The following is a 15,670-nucleotide window of genomic DNA, read 5'->3' on the forward strand; positions in this document are numbered from 1 at the left end:
GGACAGAGTGGGTCACTTATCAGCGAGCTGAGGAACCCTATGGTTTACTCTTATACCGAAAAAAAACGCATACGTAAGGACTTCGGTAAGCGAGACCAGGTACTGGACACGCCTTATCTGTTGTCCATTCAGCTGGACTCCTTCAAGCAGTTCATCGAGGCTGACCCGGAAGGTGAGTACGGCCTAGAAGCCGCCTTCCGTAGCGTTTTCCCGATCACCAGTTACTCCGGTAGTGCTGAGCTTCAGTATGTCAGCTATCGCCTGGGTGAGCCGGTATTTGACGTAAAAGAATGCCAGATCCGTGGAGTGACCTACTCCGCGCCGCTGCGTGTCAAGCTTCGTATGGTTCTGTACGACCGTGAAGCAGCTGCCGGCACCGTCAAAGACATCAAGGAACAAGAAGTTTACATGGGCGAAATTCCGCTCATGACCGAAAACGGCACCTTTGTCATCAATGGTACCGAGCGGGTCATCGTCTCCCAGCTGCACCGCAGCCCGGGCGTCTTCTTCGACCACGATAAAGGCAAAACACATTCATCCGGTAAGGTGCTTTATAACGCTCGCGTTATCCCCTACCGTGGCTCCTGGCTGGACTTCGAGTTCGATGCGAAAGACAACCTGTTTGTCCGTATCGACCGTCGTCGTAAACTGCCAGCCTCCATTATTCTGCGCGCCCTGGACTTCAGCTCCGAAGAAATCCTGGCCACCTTCTTCGAGACCATCGGTTTCGAAGTGAAAGATGGCAAGTTGATGATGGATCTGGTGCCCGAGCGCCTGCGTGGCGAGACCGCGACCTTCGACATCATTGCCAATGGCGCCGTGGTGGTCGAGACCGGTCGTCGTGTCACTGCCCGTCACATCCGTCAGCTGGAAAAAGACGGCATCACTCAGATCGAGGTGCCGGTAGAGTATGTTGTTGGCAAAGTTGCAGCCAAGAACTATGCACATCCGCAGACTGGTGAAATGGTCGTGACTGCCAACCAGGCCCTGAGCCTGGAAGCAGTTGCCAACCTGTCCCAAGCCGGCTTCAAGCACTTCGAGGTTCTGTTCACCAACGAACTGGACCACGGTGCCTACATGTCCGAGACCCTGCGTATCGACTCCAGCTCCAGCCGCCTGGAAGCTCTGGTCGAGATCTATCGCATGATGCGTCCGGGCGAGCCGCCCACTCGCGAAGCGGCCGAACAGCTGTTCGAGAACCTGTTCTTCTCGTCCGAGCGTTACGACCTGTCTACCGTAGGTCGGATGAAGTTCAACCGCCGTCTGGGTCGTGAAGACGAGACTGGCGTTGGCGTGCTGACCAAGGACGATATCGTCGAGGTCATGAAGCGCCTGATCGACATCCGTAACGGTAACGACGAAGTGGACGATATCGACCACCTGGGTAACCGTCGTATTCGTTCCGTCGGTGAAATGGCCGAGAACCAGTTCCGTGTCGGTCTGGTCCGTGTCGAGCGTGCGGTGAAGGAGCGCCTGTCTCTGGGCGATCTGGACACCCTGATGCCGCAGGATCTGATCAACGCCAAGCCGATCTCCGCAGCGGTCAAAGAGTTCTTTGGTTCCAGCCAGCTGTCCCAGTTCATGGACCAGAACAACCCGCTGTCCGAAGTGACCCACAAGCGCCGTATCTCCGCGCTGGGCCCGGGCGGTTTGACCCGTGAGCGTGCCGGTTTCGAAGTTCGAGACGTACACCCGACCCACTACGGTCGTCTGTGTCCCATCGAAACGCCGGAAGGTCCGAACATCGGTCTGATCAACTCGCTGTCCGTGTATTCCCGCACCAACGAGTACGGTTTCCTCGAGACCCCGTACCGCAAGGTGATCGACGGTGTGATCACCGACGAAGTGGATTACCTGTCTGCGATTGAAGAAGGCAAGTACGTGATCGCACAGGCCAACGCCGCGACCACCGAAGATGGCCGTCTGAAAGATGAATTGATCCCGTGCCGTCACAAAGGTGAATCCACCTTTATGAACGCCGACCAGATCCAGTACATGGACGTGAGCCCGCAGCAGATCGTCTCTGTGGCAGCGGCCCTGATCCCGTTCCTGGAACACGATGACGCGAACCGCGCATTGATGGGTTCAAACATGCAACGTCAGGCTGTACCGACCCTGCGCGCTGACAAGCCGCTGGTAGGTACCGGTATGGAACGCGCAGTGGCCGTTGACTCCGGTGTGACCGTAGTGGCCAAGCGTGGCGGCATGATCGACTACGTCGATGCCTCCCGTATCGTTATCAAGGTCAACGAAGATGAGCTGCTGCCTGGCGAAGCCGGCATCGACATCTACAGCCTGACCAAATACACCCGTTCCAACCAGAACACCTGTATCAACCAGCGTCCGTGCGTGATGTTGGGTGAGCCGGTGATGGCGGGCGACGTGCTGGCTGACGGCCCGTCCACCGATCTTGGTGAACTGGCGCTGGGTCAGAACCTGCGCGTCGCGTTCATGCCGTGGAACGGTTACAACTTCGAAGACTCGATCCTGGTGAACGAGCGTGTTGTTCAGGAAGATCGCCTGACCACCATTCACATCCAGGAACTGGCCTGTATCTCCCGTGACACCAAGCTGGGTCCGGAAGAGATCACTGCTGACATCCCGAACGTGGGTGAAGCCGCTCTGTCCAAGCTGGACGAGTCCGGTATCGTCTACGTGGGTGCCGAAGTGAAGGGTGGCGACATTCTGGTCGGTAAGGTAACGCCGAAAGGTGAAACCCAGCTGACTCCGGAAGAGAAGCTGCTGCGCGCCATCTTCGGTGAGAAGGCGTCCGACGTGAAGGACTCTTCCCTGCGTGTACCGAACGGTGTGTACGGTACCGTGGTTGACGTGCAGGTCTTTACCCGCGATGGCGTGGAAAAAGACAAGCGCGCCAAAGAAATCGAAGAGATGCAGTTGAAGGAAGCGAAGAAGGACTTGACCGAAGAGTTCAAGATCCTGGAAGACGGCATTTTCGGCCGTTCCCGCAACCTGCTGCTGGCCGCCGGTTACAGCGAAGATCGTCTGAACAAGCTCGATCGTTCCAAGTGGTTTGAGCTGGCCATCGAAGATGAAGCCAAGCAAATCGAGCTGGAGCAGATCGCTGAACAGCACGTTGAGCTGAAGGCCGAGTTCGACAAGAAATTCGAGAACAAGCGTCGCAAGATCATCCAGGGCGATGACCTGGCGCCGGGCGTACTGAAGATCGTCAAGGTCTATCTGGCCGTCAAGCGTCGCATCCAGCCGGGTGACAAGATGGCGGGCCGTCACGGTAACAAGGGTGTTATCTCCAAGATCTGTCCGGTCGAGGATATGCCCCATGACGAGTACGGCCGTCCGGTCGACATCGTACTGAACCCGCTGGGTGTACCGTCTCGTATGAACATCGGTCAGATCCTCGAAGTGCACCTGGGCCTCGCGGCCAAGGGCATCGGCGAGAAGATCGACCGCATGATCAAAGAACAGCGCGAGCTGCACGAGATGCGCGAGTTCCTGCAACAGGTCTATGACCTGGGCGAGAAGGACTCCCAGCAAGTGAACATTGCCGAACTGTCTGACGACGACGTGCGTACCCTGGTGGGTAACCTGCGTAAGGGTCTGCCGGTGGCTACACCTGTCTTTGATGGTGCCAAAGAGCGCGAAATCAAAGCCTTGCTGAAGCTGGCCGATCTGCCGGAATCCGGTCAGATCTCCCTGTTCGACGGTCGTACCGGTAACGCCTTCGAGCGCAAGGTCACCGTGGGTTACATGTACATGCTGAAGCTGAACCACCTAGTAGACGACAAGATGCACGCGCGTTCTACCGGTTCCTACAGCCTGGTTACCCAGCAGCCGCTGGGTGGTAAGGCGCAGTTCGGTGGTCAGCGGTTCGGTGAGATGGAAGTGTGGGCCCTGGAGGCTTACGGTGCGGCATATACCCTGCAGGAAATGCTGACCGTCAAGTCTGACGATGTGAACGGCCGTACCAAGATGTACAAGAACATCGTGGATGGCGACCACCGTATGGAGCCGGGCATGCCCGAATCCTTCAACGTATTGCTGAAGGAAATCCGCTCTCTGGGTATCAACATCGAGCTGGACGAAGAGTAAGAGCTCGCTCTTATTGTTCGAGAATTGACGTGGGCGCCCCGCTGTTTCGGCAGCCGGGGCGCCGAGGTTAGACTCCTGACAGGGGAAACACGTGAAAGACTTACTCAAGTTTTTGAAGGCTCAGACCAAGACCGAAGAGTTTGACAGTATCAAGATCGGTCTGGCCTCTCCTGACATGATCCGCTCCTGGTCATTCGGTGAGGTCAAAAAGCCTGAGACCATCAACTACCGGACTTTCAAGCCGGAGCGTGATGGTCTGTTCTGCGCCCGTATCTTCGGACCGGTGAAGGACTACGAGTGTCTGTGCGGCAAGTACAAGCGCCTGAAACACCGTGGTGTGATCTGCGAGAAGTGCGGTGTAGAAGTGACCCAGACCAAGGTCCGTCGTGAGCGCATGGGCCACATCGAGCTGGCCAGCCCGACTGCCCACATCTGGTTCCTGAAGTCCCTGCCGTCCCGTATCGGTCTGCTGCTGGACATGACCCTGCGTGACATCGAGCGCGTGCTGTATTTCGAATCCTATGTAGTGATCGAACCCGGCATGACCAACCTCGAGCGCAGCCAGATGCTGTCCGAAGAGAACTATCTGGACGCACTGGAAGAGTGGGGCGACGAATTCGACGCCAAGATGGGTGCCGAGGCCATTCTGGCCCTGCTGCGCGCCATCGATCTGGAAGGTGAAGTCAAAGCCATGCGTGAGGAGCTGGATCAGACCAACTCCGAGACCAAGCGCAAGAAGACCACCAAGCGTCTGAAGCTGATGGAAGCCTTCCTGCAATCCGGCAACAAGCCGGAGTGGATGATCATGACAGTGCTGCCCGTGCTGCCGCCGGACCTGCGTCCGCTGGTACCGCTGGACGGCGGCCGTTTCGCGACCTCCGATCTGAACGATCTGTACCGTCGCGTGATCAACCGTAACAACCGCTTGAAGCGTCTGCTGGATCTGGCTGCGCCGGACATCATCGTGCGCAACGAAAAGCGCATGCTGCAAGAGTCCGTGGATGCCCTGCTGGACAACGGCCGTCGTGGTCGTGCCATCACCGGTTCCAACAAGCGCCCGCTGAAATCCCTGGCCGACATGATCAAGGGTAAGCAAGGTCGTTTCCGTCAGAACCTGCTGGGTAAGCGTGTCGACTACTCCGGTCGTTCCGTTATCACCGTAGGTCCGACCCTGCGTCTGCATCAGTGCGGTCTGCCGAAGAAGATGGCACTGGAACTGTTCAAGCCCTTCATCTACGGCAAGCTGGAATCCCGCGGTCTGGCGACCACGATCAAGGCCGCCAAGAAGATGGTGGAGCGCGAAGAAGCCGTCGTTTGGGACATCCTGGACGAAGTGATCCGCGAACACCCGGTTCTGCTGAACCGTGCACCGACCCTGCACCGTCTGGGTATCCAGGCGTTTGAACCGACCCTGATCGAAGGGAAGGCCATCCAGCTGCACCCGCTGGTTTGTGCTGCGTATAACGCGGACTTCGACGGTGACCAGATGGCGGTCCACGTACCGCTAACCCTGGAAGCCCAGCTGGAAGCGCGCGCCCTGATGATGTCCACCAACAACATCCTGTCGCCTGCCTCCGGTGAGCCGATCATCGTTCCTTCCCAGGACGTGGTCTTGGGTCTGTACTACATGACCCGTGCCCGTATCAACGCCAAGGGCGAAGGTATGGTGCTGTCCGGTCCGAAAGAGGCCGAGAAGGTCTACCGTGCCGGTCTGGCCGACCTGCATGCTCGCGTCAAGTGCCGCATCACCGAGTACGTGAAGAACGAAGCCGGTGAGCTGGTTGCCAAGACCGAGATGAAGAACACCACCGTTGGTCGTGCGATCCTGAGCCTGATCCTGCCCAAAGGCATGGAGTACGCGCTGATTGACGAGCCCAAGGTACTGACTGCTGCAGAGCAGGCTGATCTGGACGCCAACCCGCAGAACTGGATCAAGTGCGTCTCCAACAAGGCGCTGGGCAAAAAGCTCATCTCCCGTCTGCTGAACACCTGCTATCGCAAGCAGGGCCTGAAGGATACCGTCATCTTCGCTGACCAGCTGATGTATACCGGTTTCCACTACGCGGCCCTGTCCGGTGCCTCTGTTGGTATCGATGACATGGTCATCCCGGATGCCAAGAAAGACATCATCGCTGCTGCAGAAGCCGAAGTCGCCGAGATCCAGGACCAGTTCCTGTCCGGTCTGGTGACCGCGGGCGAACGCTACAACAAGGTTATCGATATCTGGGCCAGCGCGAACGATCGCGTCTCCAAGGCCATGATGGACAACCTTTCCAAGGAGCGTAACGTCAACTCCCTGGGCGATGAGGAAGAGCAAGCCTCCTTCAACAGCATCTTCATGATGGCCGACTCTGGTGCGCGGGGTTCCGCCGCCCAGATCCGTCAGCTGGCCGGTATGCGTGGCCTGATGGCGAAGCCGGATGGCTCCATCATCGAAACGCCGATCGTGGCGAACTTCCGTGAAGGTCTGAACGTACTGCAGTACTTCATCTCCACTCACGGTGCTCGTAAAGGTCTGGCGGATACCGCGCTGAAGACAGCGAACTCCGGTTACCTGACCCGTCGTCTGGTTGACGTGGCCCAGGACATGGTGATCACCGAGGACGATTGCGGCACTACCGACGGTCTGTGGATGACTCCGCTGATCGAGGGTGGCGACGTGGTCGAGCCGCTGCGTGAGCGCGTGTTGGGTCGTGTGGTGGCCGAAGACGTGATCAAGCCGGGTACCGAGGATGAAGTGCTGGTAGCGCGCAACACCCTGCTCGACGAGCAGCTGTGTGACCTGCTGGAGCGCAACTCCGTCGACCGCGTGAAGGTACGTTCTGCCATCACCTGTGAGACCGACTTCGGTAACTGTGCTCACTGCTACGGCCGTGATCTGGCCCGTGGTCACCTGGTTAACAAGGGTGAGGCTGTCGGTGTTATCGCCGCTCAGTCCATCGGTGAACCGGGCACCCAGCTGACGATGCGTACCTTCCACATCGGTGGTGCCGCATCCCGAGCGGCTGCCGAGAGCAGCATCCAGGTGAAGAACACCGGTAGCATCAAGTTGCAGAACGCCAAGTTCGTTCTGAACAACTCTGACAAGCTGGTTATCACCTCCCGTTCTACCGAGCTGACCATCATGGACGAGATGGGCCGTACCAAGGAAAGCCACAAGCTGCCTTACGGTTCCGTGCTGGAAGTGAAGGATGGCGAAGCGGTGAACGCCGGTGATACCGTCGCGAACTGGGACCCGCACACCCACCCGATCATCACCGAAGTGGCGGGTCGCCTGCACTTCGAACACATGATCGACGGTGTGACCATCACTCGTCAGACCGACGAGCTGACCGGTCTCTCTTCCATCGTCGTGCTGGATGTCAACGAGCGTCCGAGCGCCGGTAAAGAGATGCGTCCGACCGTGAAACTGGTCGATCTGAACGGCAAGGATGTGATGATCCCGGGCACCGACGTTCCCGCCCAGTACTTCCTGCCGGGCAAGGCGATCGTGAACCTGGAAGATGGTGCCAACGTGGGCGTGGGTGATGCGGTTGCGCGTATCCCGCAAGAGTCCAGCGGTACCAAGGACATCACCGGTGGTCTGCCGCGCGTTGCGGATCTGTTCGAAGCACGTCAGCCGAAAGAGCCGGCCATCCTGGCCGAGATCTCCGGTACCATCTCCTTCGGGAAAGAGACCAAGGGCAAACGCCGTCTGGTCATCACCCCGACCGATGGTGGCGAGATCTACGAAGAGATGATTCCGAAATGGCGTCACCTCAACGTGTTCGAAGGTGAAAAAGTTGAGAAGGGTGAAGTGCTGGCGGACGGTCCCGAGTCTGCTCATGACATCCTGCGTCTGCGCGGTATCAGCCCGGTCGCCAACTACATCGCCAACGAAGTGCAGGACGTTTACCGTCTGCAAGGCGTTAAGATCAACGACAAGCACATCGAAGTCATCGTGCGTCAGATGCTTCGCAAGTGCGAGATCCTGAGCGCTGGCGACACCGACCTGATCGAAGGTGAGCAGGTTGAAGTGGCCCGTGTGAAGATTGCCAACCGTAAACTGGTTGCCGAAGGCAAGACCCCGGCTACCTACCGTCATATCCTGATGGGTATTACCAAGGCATCTCTGAGCACCGAGTCTTTCATCTCCGCAGCTTCCTTCCAGGAGACCACCCGCGTGCTGACCGAAGCGGCCGTGGGTGGCAAGCGTGATGAACTGCGCGGCCTGAAAGAGAACGTGATCGTGGGTCGTCTGATCCCGGCTGGTACCGGCTTTGCCTACCACCACAGCCGCATCAACCAGCGTGCCGCCGCAGCCCGTGCTGTCGGTGTGCCGCAGGTGACTGCCGATGAAGCTCAGCAAAACCTGGCGGATCTGCTCAACGCAGCCGGCAGTTTTGACGAAGAGTAATCTTCCGCTGCAGTGATCGAAAAGGGCCCCTTCTAGGGGCCCTTTTTTTATTTCCCATCCGGCGCCCAGCGTGCACTGGGCTGGGGCAGGGGGATGATCCAGTGCAAGGTTATAGAGCAAAAAATCAAAAAAAGTTGACATTGCCCCGTCGCAACTGAAAACTCGGGAAAGTTGAATGGGTATTACAGGGGTAGAACATGGCTGTCGGTATCGAGGAAGTACTGCTTCCCGAAGAGCAACTGAGCGGTCGCGCTTTTACAGACGAAGACAGGGAGCTGTTGCGTTCATATGGGGGCCTTATCGAAGGCCTGGCCGATCTGTTCGGCAAGCACTGCGAGGTGGTGCTCCACTCCCTGGAAAATCTGCATGAGTCCGTGATCCAAATAGCGAATGGTTTCAATACGGGTCGAACTCTGGGGGCGCCGATCACCGATCTCGCCCTGCGGATGCTCAAGGATATCGAGAGCACGGGTCAGGATCACACCCAGAGTTATTTTGCCCGCAGTCGGACCGGTGCCTTGATGAAGTCGAGCACCATCGCCATCCGTAACCGCGACAAGCAGGTGATCGGCCTTATCTGCATCAACCTGCACATCAATGCACCTTTCCACGAGTTCGTGGCCGAATTCTTCCCGACGCCACAGCAGGTGGAGCGGCAATCACCGGAGACCTTCGCCAACAGCGTCGAAGAGCTGGTTGCCCAGACGGTGGACAACACCATCGACGAGGTCAATCGTGATCCCTCCGTGGCCAACAATGCCAAGAACCGTTTTATCGTGACCCAGTTGTTCGAGAAGGGCATATTTGATATCAAGGATTCGATCAACCTGGTCGCCGACAAGCTGAATATTTCCAAACATACCGTGTATCTCTACATCCGACAGCGCAAGCAGGGTGAAGAAGAGAGCGAGTAAGCGCCATAGATAGGGGATAGATAACAATGGCTAAAGAAGTGATTGCAACCGACAAGGCGCCTGCCGCAATTGGCCCTTATGTCCAGGCTACCAAGCTGGGTGAGCTGGTCTTTACCTCCGGGCAGATCCCGCTCGATCCGGCCACCATGGACATCGTTGCCGGTGGCATCGAGGCTCAGGCAGAGCAGGTGATGAAGAATCTGGTCGCAGTCTTGAAAGCCGCAGGGGCCGATACCAGCAAGGTACTGAAGACCACCTGCTTCCTGAGTGACATGAACAACTTCGTGGCCTTCAACCAGGTGTATGCCCGCTACTTTGGCGAATCCGCTCCGGCACGTTCCTGCGTGGAGGTCGCTCGTCTGCCCAAGGATGTGCTGGTCGAAGTCGAAGCCATCGCTTACGTCTGAGCCTGTTTCATTGCAAAAGCCCCTCCCAGGAGGGGCTTTTGCGTCTATGAGGTAGAATGGATGCACCGCTGTGCAGGAGTGCGATCATGAGTCTGAATTTTGCTCTGCTGGTCACCGGGCCCGCCTATGGCACCCAGACGGCCAGCACGGCCTATCGTTTTGCCCTGAGTCTGGTCGAGCAGGGACACCGCTTGTCCCACCTCTTCTTCTATCAGGAGGGGGTGTGCAATGCCAATGGCCTCCATACGCCAGCCAGCGATGAGACCGACCTGGTGGCGTTGTGGCGCGAGTTGGCCATCCAGCAGGGCATCCGTATCGATGTGTGTGTGGCTGCGGCCATGCGCCGTGGCGTGCTGGATGAGCAGGAGGCCAAGGGAATGGGACGGGAGCATTTCAATCTGGAAGCACCATTCTGCCTGAGCGGGCTCGGTCAGTTGGCGGAAGCCGCACTGACCGCTGATCGCTTCGTTCAGTTCTAGGGGGACAAAATGACCAGAATAGCGTTTATCTCACGGCGTGGTCCCCATGGTTCGGCGAGTGGTCGGGAGGGGCTGGATGCTCTGCTGGCCACCTCTGCATTGACGGAGTCCCTGGCACTCTTTCTGGTGGGGGATGGCGTAATGCAACTGGTGAGGGAGCAATCACCACACGCCATATTGCAGCGTCACTACGCCCCGACCTTCAAGATGCTGGAACTGTATGACATCGAGGAGATCTATGTCTGTGCGGTGTCACTGGCTGAGCGAGGACTGACGGCGGCGGATCTGCTAATCCCAGTTATTCCGCTCTCTCCTGCGGAAATTCGCCGTAGCTGGGCGGGTTTCACCACCCACATCTGCTTCTGAGGTGTCCGTGATACAGCTGATATTGAACTCTCCCTTCATGAGCCAGGATCTCGAGTTGGCGTTGCGTTACCGCATGGAAGGGGATCTGGTGGTGTTGATGCAGGATGCCGTGATGGCGGCGGCTGCCCCCGGGTGGTGCGAGCGCTTGGCAGACGTCCCCCTTTACGTCATGAAGGAAGACCTGCAAGCGAGAGGCTTGTCATCCGGGATCGGGATGGAACTCGATATGCCGGGTTTGATCAGGTTGATCGCCGAGCACGGATCACCGCAGACCTGGGGCGGTTAGACTTGGTTTTCCTTTTTATCTCAGTTGCTTAGCATAATGTCATTCGACTGTCATTTGCCATTTCGGTGTGCAAATTGTATAAATCTTGACTCCCCAGACAACAGGGCATAAAATTTCGCGTCCCCGTATCTGCGGGGAGGATTTTTCACACGTTTATGAAGTCATTATCAGGAGCCTTTTGATGGCAACTATTAACCAGTTGGTTCGCAAGCCACGCATCAAGCTCGTTGTGAAAAGCAACGTGCCGGCGCTGGAAGCGTGCCCTCAGAAGCGTGGTGTATGCACCCGTGTATACACCACCACCCCGAAGAAGCCTAACTCTGCACTGCGTAAAGTATGCCGTGTACGTCTGACCAACGGCTTCGAAGTCACCTCCTACATCGGTGGTGAAGGTCACAACCTGCAAGAGCACTCTGTTGTTCTGATCCGTGGCGGTCGTGTAAAAGACTTGCCAGGTGTTCGTTATCACACCGTTCGTGGTGCGTTGGACTGTGCCGGTGTTAAAGACCGTAAGCAGGCTCGCTCCAAGTACGGCGTGAAGCGTCCGAAAGCTTAATGGTTCTCCGTTAAGTAAGGCCAAACGTTAATTCGTTTCTAGTTAGATAACTTTCTAGTTTTGGGTAACCCCTGAAGTTACGGAGAATTTGAAATGCCAAGACGTCGTGTTGTTGGTCAGCGTAAAATCCTGCCGGATCCCAAGTTCGGATCTGAGCTGCTGGCTAAATTTGTCAACGTAGTAATGGTTGACGGTAAGAAATCTGTTGCAGAAGCCATCGTTTATGGCGCCCTGGACATCATTGCCACCAAATCTGGCAAAGAGCACCTGGCCCTGTTCGAAGTCGCTCTGGACAACATTCGTCCGGCGGTCGAGGTTAAATCTCGTCGCGTCGGTGGTGCAACCTATCAGGTGCCGGTAGAAGTTCGTCCGGTACGTCGCAATGCTCTGGCAATGCGCTGGTTGGTTGATGCCGCTCGTAAACGTGGTGAAAAATCAATGGCTCAGCGTTTGGCTGGCGAGCTGCTGGATGCCGCTGACAATAAGGGTTCGTCTGTCAAGAAACGTGAAGACGTTCACCGTATGGCTGAAGCGAACAAGGCCTTCGCTCACTTCCGCTGGTAATCCGCTTGCGCAGGGTCTTATGACTCTGCGCACCTTTAATTATCTGGGGACAAGCGCCCTAGTAAGAGGATGACAATGGCTCGTACAACCCCCATTGAGCGTTATCGTAATATCGGTATCTCCGCTCACATCGACGCCGGTAAGACTACTACTACCGAGCGCGTTCTGTTTTACACCGGTGTAAGTCACAAGATCGGTGAAGTTCACGATGGCGCCGCCACCATGGACTGGATGGAACAGGAACAAGAGCGTGGTATCACCATCACCTCCGCCGCGACCACCGCTTTCTGGTCCGGTATGGGTAAACAGTTCCAACCGCACCGTATCAACATCATCGATACCCCGGGCCACGTTGACTTTACTATCGAAGTAGAGCGTTCCATGCGTGTTCTGGATGGCGCCGTGATGGTGTACTGTGCCGTAGGTGGCGTACAGCCCCAGTCTGAAACCGTATGGCGTCAGGCTAACAAGTACAAGGTTCCCCGTATCGCGTTCGTCAACAAGATGGACCGTACCGGTGCCAACTTCCTGCGCTGCGTTGAGCACATCAAGACCCGTCTGAAAGGTAACCCGGTTCCTCTGCAACTGAACATCGGTTCCGAAGAGAACTTCAAGGGCGTTATCGACCTGGTCAAGATGAAAGCCATCAACTGGAGCGAAGCTGACCAGGGCGTATCCTTCGACTACGAAGACGTCCCGGCTGAGTTGCTGGAACAGGCGCAAGAAATGCGCATGAACCTGGTTGAAGCCGCTGCTGAAGCGTCTGAAGACCTGATGGAAAAATACCTGGGTGGTGAAGAACTGACTGAAGAAGAGATCAAGAAAGCTCTGCGTCAGCGTGTTCTGAACAACGAAATCATCCTGGTTACCTGTGGCTCCGCGTTCAAGAACAAGGGCGTACAGGCCATGCTGGATGCCGTGGTCGAGTACCTGCCGGCTCCGACCGACGTTGCTGCTATCGACGGTCTGAAGCTGGATGGCGAGACCAAGGACGAGCGTCACGCTTCCGATGACGAGCCGTTCTCTGCTCTGGCATTCAAGATTGCTACCGACCCGTTCGTGGGCAACCTGACCTTCTTCCGTGTTTACTCCGGTGTGGTCAACTCCGGTGACTCCGTGCTGAACTCCGTTAAAGAGAAGCGCGAGCGTTTCGGCCGTATCGTTCAGATGCACGCCAACAAGCGTGAAGAGATCAAAGAAGTTCGCGCAGGCGACATCGCTGCTGCCATCGGCCTGAAGGACGTCACCACCGGTGACACCCTGTGTGACGAAAGCGCACCGATCATCCTGGAGCGTATGGAATTCCCGGAACCGGTAATCTCCATCGCCGTTGAGCCGAAATCCAAGGCTGACCAAGAGAAGATGGGCCTGGCTCTGGGCCGTCTGGCTCAGGAAGATCCGTCCTTCCGCGTATGGACCGACGAAGAATCTGGCCAAACCATCATCGCCGGTATGGGTGAGCTGCACCTGGACATCATCGTTGACCGTATGCGTCGCGAGTTCAAGGTAGAAGCCAACGTAGGTAAGCCGCAGGTTGCCTACCGTGAAACCATCCGCAACACCGTCAAGGATATTGAAGGCAAGCATGCCAAGCAGTCCGGTGGTCGTGGTCAGTACGGTCACGTCGTTATCGACATGTACCCGCTGGAAGAAGGCAAAGCCTACGAATTCGTCAACGACATCAAGGGTGGCGTGATTCCGGGCGAATTCATCCCGGGTGTTGACAAGGGTATCCGCGAGCAGCTGAAGTCCGGCCCGCTGGCAGGCTATCCGGTAATGGATCTGGGTGTACGTCTGCACTTCGGTTCCTACCACGATGTCGACTCTTCCGAGCTGGCGTTCAAGATCGCTGCTTCTCTGGCGTTCAAGGCTGGCTTCATGAAGGCCAACCCGGTACTGCTCGAACCGATCATGAAGGTCGAAGTCGAGACTCCGGAAGACTACATGGGCGACGTGATCGGTGACCTGAACCGTCGTCGCGGCCTGATCGAAGGCATGGAAGATGGCCCGTCCGGCAAGATCGTACGTGCGCTGGTGCCGCTGGCCGAAATGTTCGGTTACGCCACCTCCCTGCGTTCTGCTACCCAGGGTCGTGCTTCCTACGCCATGGAATTCGCCAAGTATCACGATGCCCCGACCAACGTCGCCCAGGCCGTGATCGAAGAGCGCAAATCCAAGTAATTTAAGATTCCCCGCCTACGACGGTAGGCGGGTTTAACCTAGAAGGACTACGTCGTGTCTAAAGAAAAATTTGAGCGTAATAAACCGCACGTAAACGTCGGCACCATCGGCCACGTTGACCACGGTAAAACCACCCTGACCGCCGCCATCACCAACGTGCTGGCCAAGCACTTCGGTGGTAAAGCTTTCGCCTTCGACCAGATCGACAAGGCACCGGAAGAGCGTGAGCGTGGTATCACCATCAACACCTCCCACGTAGAATACGACACTGCAACCCGCCACTACGCCCACGTAGATTGCCCGGGTCACGCCGACTACGTTAAAAACATGATCACCGGTGCTGCCCAGATGGACGGCGCAATCCTGGTAGTAGCAGCGACTGACGGCCCGATGCCGCAGACTCGTGAGCACATCCTGCTGGGTCGTCAGGTAGGCGTTCCGTACATCATCGTGTTCATGAACAAGTGCGACATGGTAGATGACGAAGAGCTGCTGGAACTGGTCGAGATGGAAGTTCGCGAACTGCTGTCCGAGTACGACTTCCCGGGTGATGACCTGCCGGTAGTCCGTGGTTCCGCACTGAAAGCGCTGGAAGGCGAAGCTCAGTGGGAAGAGAAGATCCTGGAACTGGCTGGCCACCTGGACACCTACATTCCGGAGCCGGAGCGTGCCATTGACCAGCCGTTCCTGATGCCTATCGAAGACGTATTCTCCATCGCAGGCCGTGGTACCGTAGTTACCGGTCGTGTAGAGCGCGGTATCGTCAAGGTTGGTGAAGAAGTGGAAATCGTTGGTATCAAAGATACCACCAAGACCACCTGTACCGGCGTTGAAATGTTCCGCAAACTGCTGGACGAAGGTCGTGCAGGTGAGAACGTTGGCGCACTGCTGCGTGGCGTGAAGCGTGAAGACGTAGAGCGTGGTCAGGTACTGGCCAAGCCGGGCACCATCAAGCCGCACACCAAGTTCGAATCTGAAGTGTACGTGCTGTCCAAGGAAGAAGGTGGTCGTCACACTCCGTTCTTCAAGGGCTACCGTCCGCAGTTCTACTTCCGTACTACCGACGTGACCGGTACCATCGAACTGCCGGAAGGCGTAGAGATGGTCATGCCGGGCGACAACATCAAGATGGTTGTTACCCTGATTGCCCCGATCGCGATGGACGACGGCCTGCGTTTCGCCATCCGTGAAGGTGGCCGTACCGTAGGTGCTGGTGTTGTAGCTAAAGTTATCGCTTAATCGATACTTTATATGCACACATAAAAGGGGTGGCTTCGGCCACCCCTTTTACTTTTGGGGCTTTAGATGGCTTGTGAGATACTTTTGCGAAATCATCTATAGAGGTAGTTGCTGTGAGTAAACCCGCCATTTTTTTGGATCGCGATGGTGTCATCAACAAAGACACGGGTTATGTCAGCCAGGTTGATGACTTCCATTTTCTGCCCGGGGCGAT

Annotated in this window: 12 protein-coding genes (1 of these 12 running past the window's edge); all 12 read left to right on the forward strand. The window is 56.8% G+C overall.

Translation table 11 applies throughout. The annotated features are described in order from the left end of the window. The first annotated feature begins 39 nt into the window (after positions 1-39). Positions 40-4,068: a DNA-directed RNA polymerase subunit beta gene (gene rpoB, locus C2U47_RS11820; protein WP_010675956.1), complete on the forward strand. Its 4,029-nt coding sequence runs from the start codon at positions 40-42 to the stop codon at positions 4,066-4,068. A 91-nt stretch (positions 4,069-4,159) separates the two neighbouring features. Then, entirely contained in the window at positions 4,160-8,464 is a 4,305-nt protein-coding gene (gene rpoC, locus C2U47_RS11825; RefSeq protein ID WP_010675955.1) for a DNA-directed RNA polymerase subunit beta', read from the forward strand. 197 nt (positions 8,465-8,661) lie between these two features. After that, positions 8,662-9,378, forward strand: a complete 717-nt coding sequence (locus tag C2U47_RS11830) for a helix-turn-helix transcriptional regulator (RefSeq protein ID WP_043153909.1) — start codon at positions 8,662-8,664, stop codon at positions 9,376-9,378. 26 nt (positions 9,379-9,404) lie between these two features. Further along, positions 9,405-9,785: a RidA family protein gene (locus tag C2U47_RS11835; protein WP_010675953.1), complete on the forward strand. Its 381-nt coding sequence runs from the start codon at positions 9,405-9,407 to the stop codon at positions 9,783-9,785. A gap of 86 nt (positions 9,786-9,871) precedes the next feature. Beyond that, positions 9,872-10,264 (forward strand): sulfurtransferase complex subunit TusD, encoded by a 393-nt coding sequence (gene tusD / locus C2U47_RS11840; protein WP_043153907.1) that lies wholly within the window; start codon positions 9,872-9,874, stop codon positions 10,262-10,264. Positions 10,265-10,273: 9 nt separating this feature from the next. Continuing rightward, on the forward strand, positions 10,274-10,630 hold the full coding sequence (tusC, locus tag C2U47_RS11845; protein WP_029314860.1) for a sulfurtransferase complex subunit TusC: 357 nt from the start codon (positions 10,274-10,276) through the stop codon (positions 10,628-10,630). A 7-nt stretch (positions 10,631-10,637) separates the two neighbouring features. Continuing rightward, entirely contained in the window at positions 10,638-10,916 is a 279-nt protein-coding gene (tusB, locus tag C2U47_RS11850) for a sulfurtransferase complex subunit TusB (RefSeq protein WP_043153905.1), read from the forward strand. Between the two features lie 181 nt (positions 10,917-11,097). Further along, positions 11,098-11,472: a 30S ribosomal protein S12 gene (gene rpsL / locus C2U47_RS11855; protein WP_005306278.1), complete on the forward strand. Its 375-nt coding sequence runs from the start codon at positions 11,098-11,100 to the stop codon at positions 11,470-11,472. Positions 11,473-11,565: 93 nt separating this feature from the next. Then, positions 11,566-12,036, forward strand: a complete 471-nt coding sequence (rpsG, locus tag C2U47_RS11860) for a 30S ribosomal protein S7 (RefSeq protein WP_010675949.1) — start codon at positions 11,566-11,568, stop codon at positions 12,034-12,036. A gap of 75 nt (positions 12,037-12,111) precedes the next feature. Beyond that, positions 12,112-14,217 (forward strand): elongation factor G, encoded by a 2,106-nt coding sequence (gene fusA / locus C2U47_RS11865; protein ID WP_010675948.1) that lies wholly within the window; start codon positions 12,112-12,114, stop codon positions 14,215-14,217. 54 nt (positions 14,218-14,271) lie between these two features. Further along, entirely contained in the window at positions 14,272-15,456 is a 1,185-nt protein-coding gene (gene tuf / locus C2U47_RS11870; RefSeq protein WP_005306325.1) for an elongation factor Tu, read from the forward strand. Between the two features lie 113 nt (positions 15,457-15,569). Continuing rightward, positions 15,570-15,670: the beginning of a D-glycero-beta-D-manno-heptose 1,7-bisphosphate 7-phosphatase gene (gmhB, locus tag C2U47_RS11875; RefSeq protein ID WP_043153901.1), read on the forward strand. The gene runs 442 nt beyond the window's last position; only the first 101 of its 543 coding nucleotides appear in the window; the start codon lies at positions 15,570-15,572; its stop codon lies off the right edge, out of view.

The sequence above is a fragment of the Aeromonas sp. ASNIH7 genome (genome assembly GCF_002903485.1).
Classification (GTDB): Bacteria; Pseudomonadota; Gammaproteobacteria; order Enterobacterales; family Aeromonadaceae; genus Aeromonas; species Aeromonas caviae.

What these genes read in the sequence shown, in the direction of transcription:
- rpoB (WP_010675956.1), top strand. Translation starts at nt 40, where the DNA reads ATGGTTTACTCTTATACCGAAAAAAAACGCATACGTAAGGACTTCGGT.
- C2U47_RS11830 (WP_043153909.1), top strand. Translation starts at nt 8,662, where the DNA reads ATGGCTGTCGGTATCGAGGAAGTACTGCTTCCCGAAGAGCAACTGAGC.
- rpsL (WP_005306278.1), top strand. Translation starts at nt 11,098, where the DNA reads ATGGCAACTATTAACCAGTTGGTTCGCAAGCCACGCATCAAGCTCGTT.
- tusD (WP_043153907.1), top strand. Translation starts at nt 9,872, where the DNA reads ATGAGTCTGAATTTTGCTCTGCTGGTCACCGGGCCCGCCTATGGCACC.
- rpsG (WP_010675949.1), top strand. Translation starts at nt 11,566, where the DNA reads ATGCCAAGACGTCGTGTTGTTGGTCAGCGTAAAATCCTGCCGGATCCC.
- tusC (WP_029314860.1), top strand. Translation starts at nt 10,274, where the DNA reads ATGACCAGAATAGCGTTTATCTCACGGCGTGGTCCCCATGGTTCGGCG.
- fusA (WP_010675948.1), top strand. Translation starts at nt 12,112, where the DNA reads ATGGCTCGTACAACCCCCATTGAGCGTTATCGTAATATCGGTATCTCC.
- C2U47_RS11835 (WP_010675953.1), top strand. Translation starts at nt 9,405, where the DNA reads ATGGCTAAAGAAGTGATTGCAACCGACAAGGCGCCTGCCGCAATTGGC.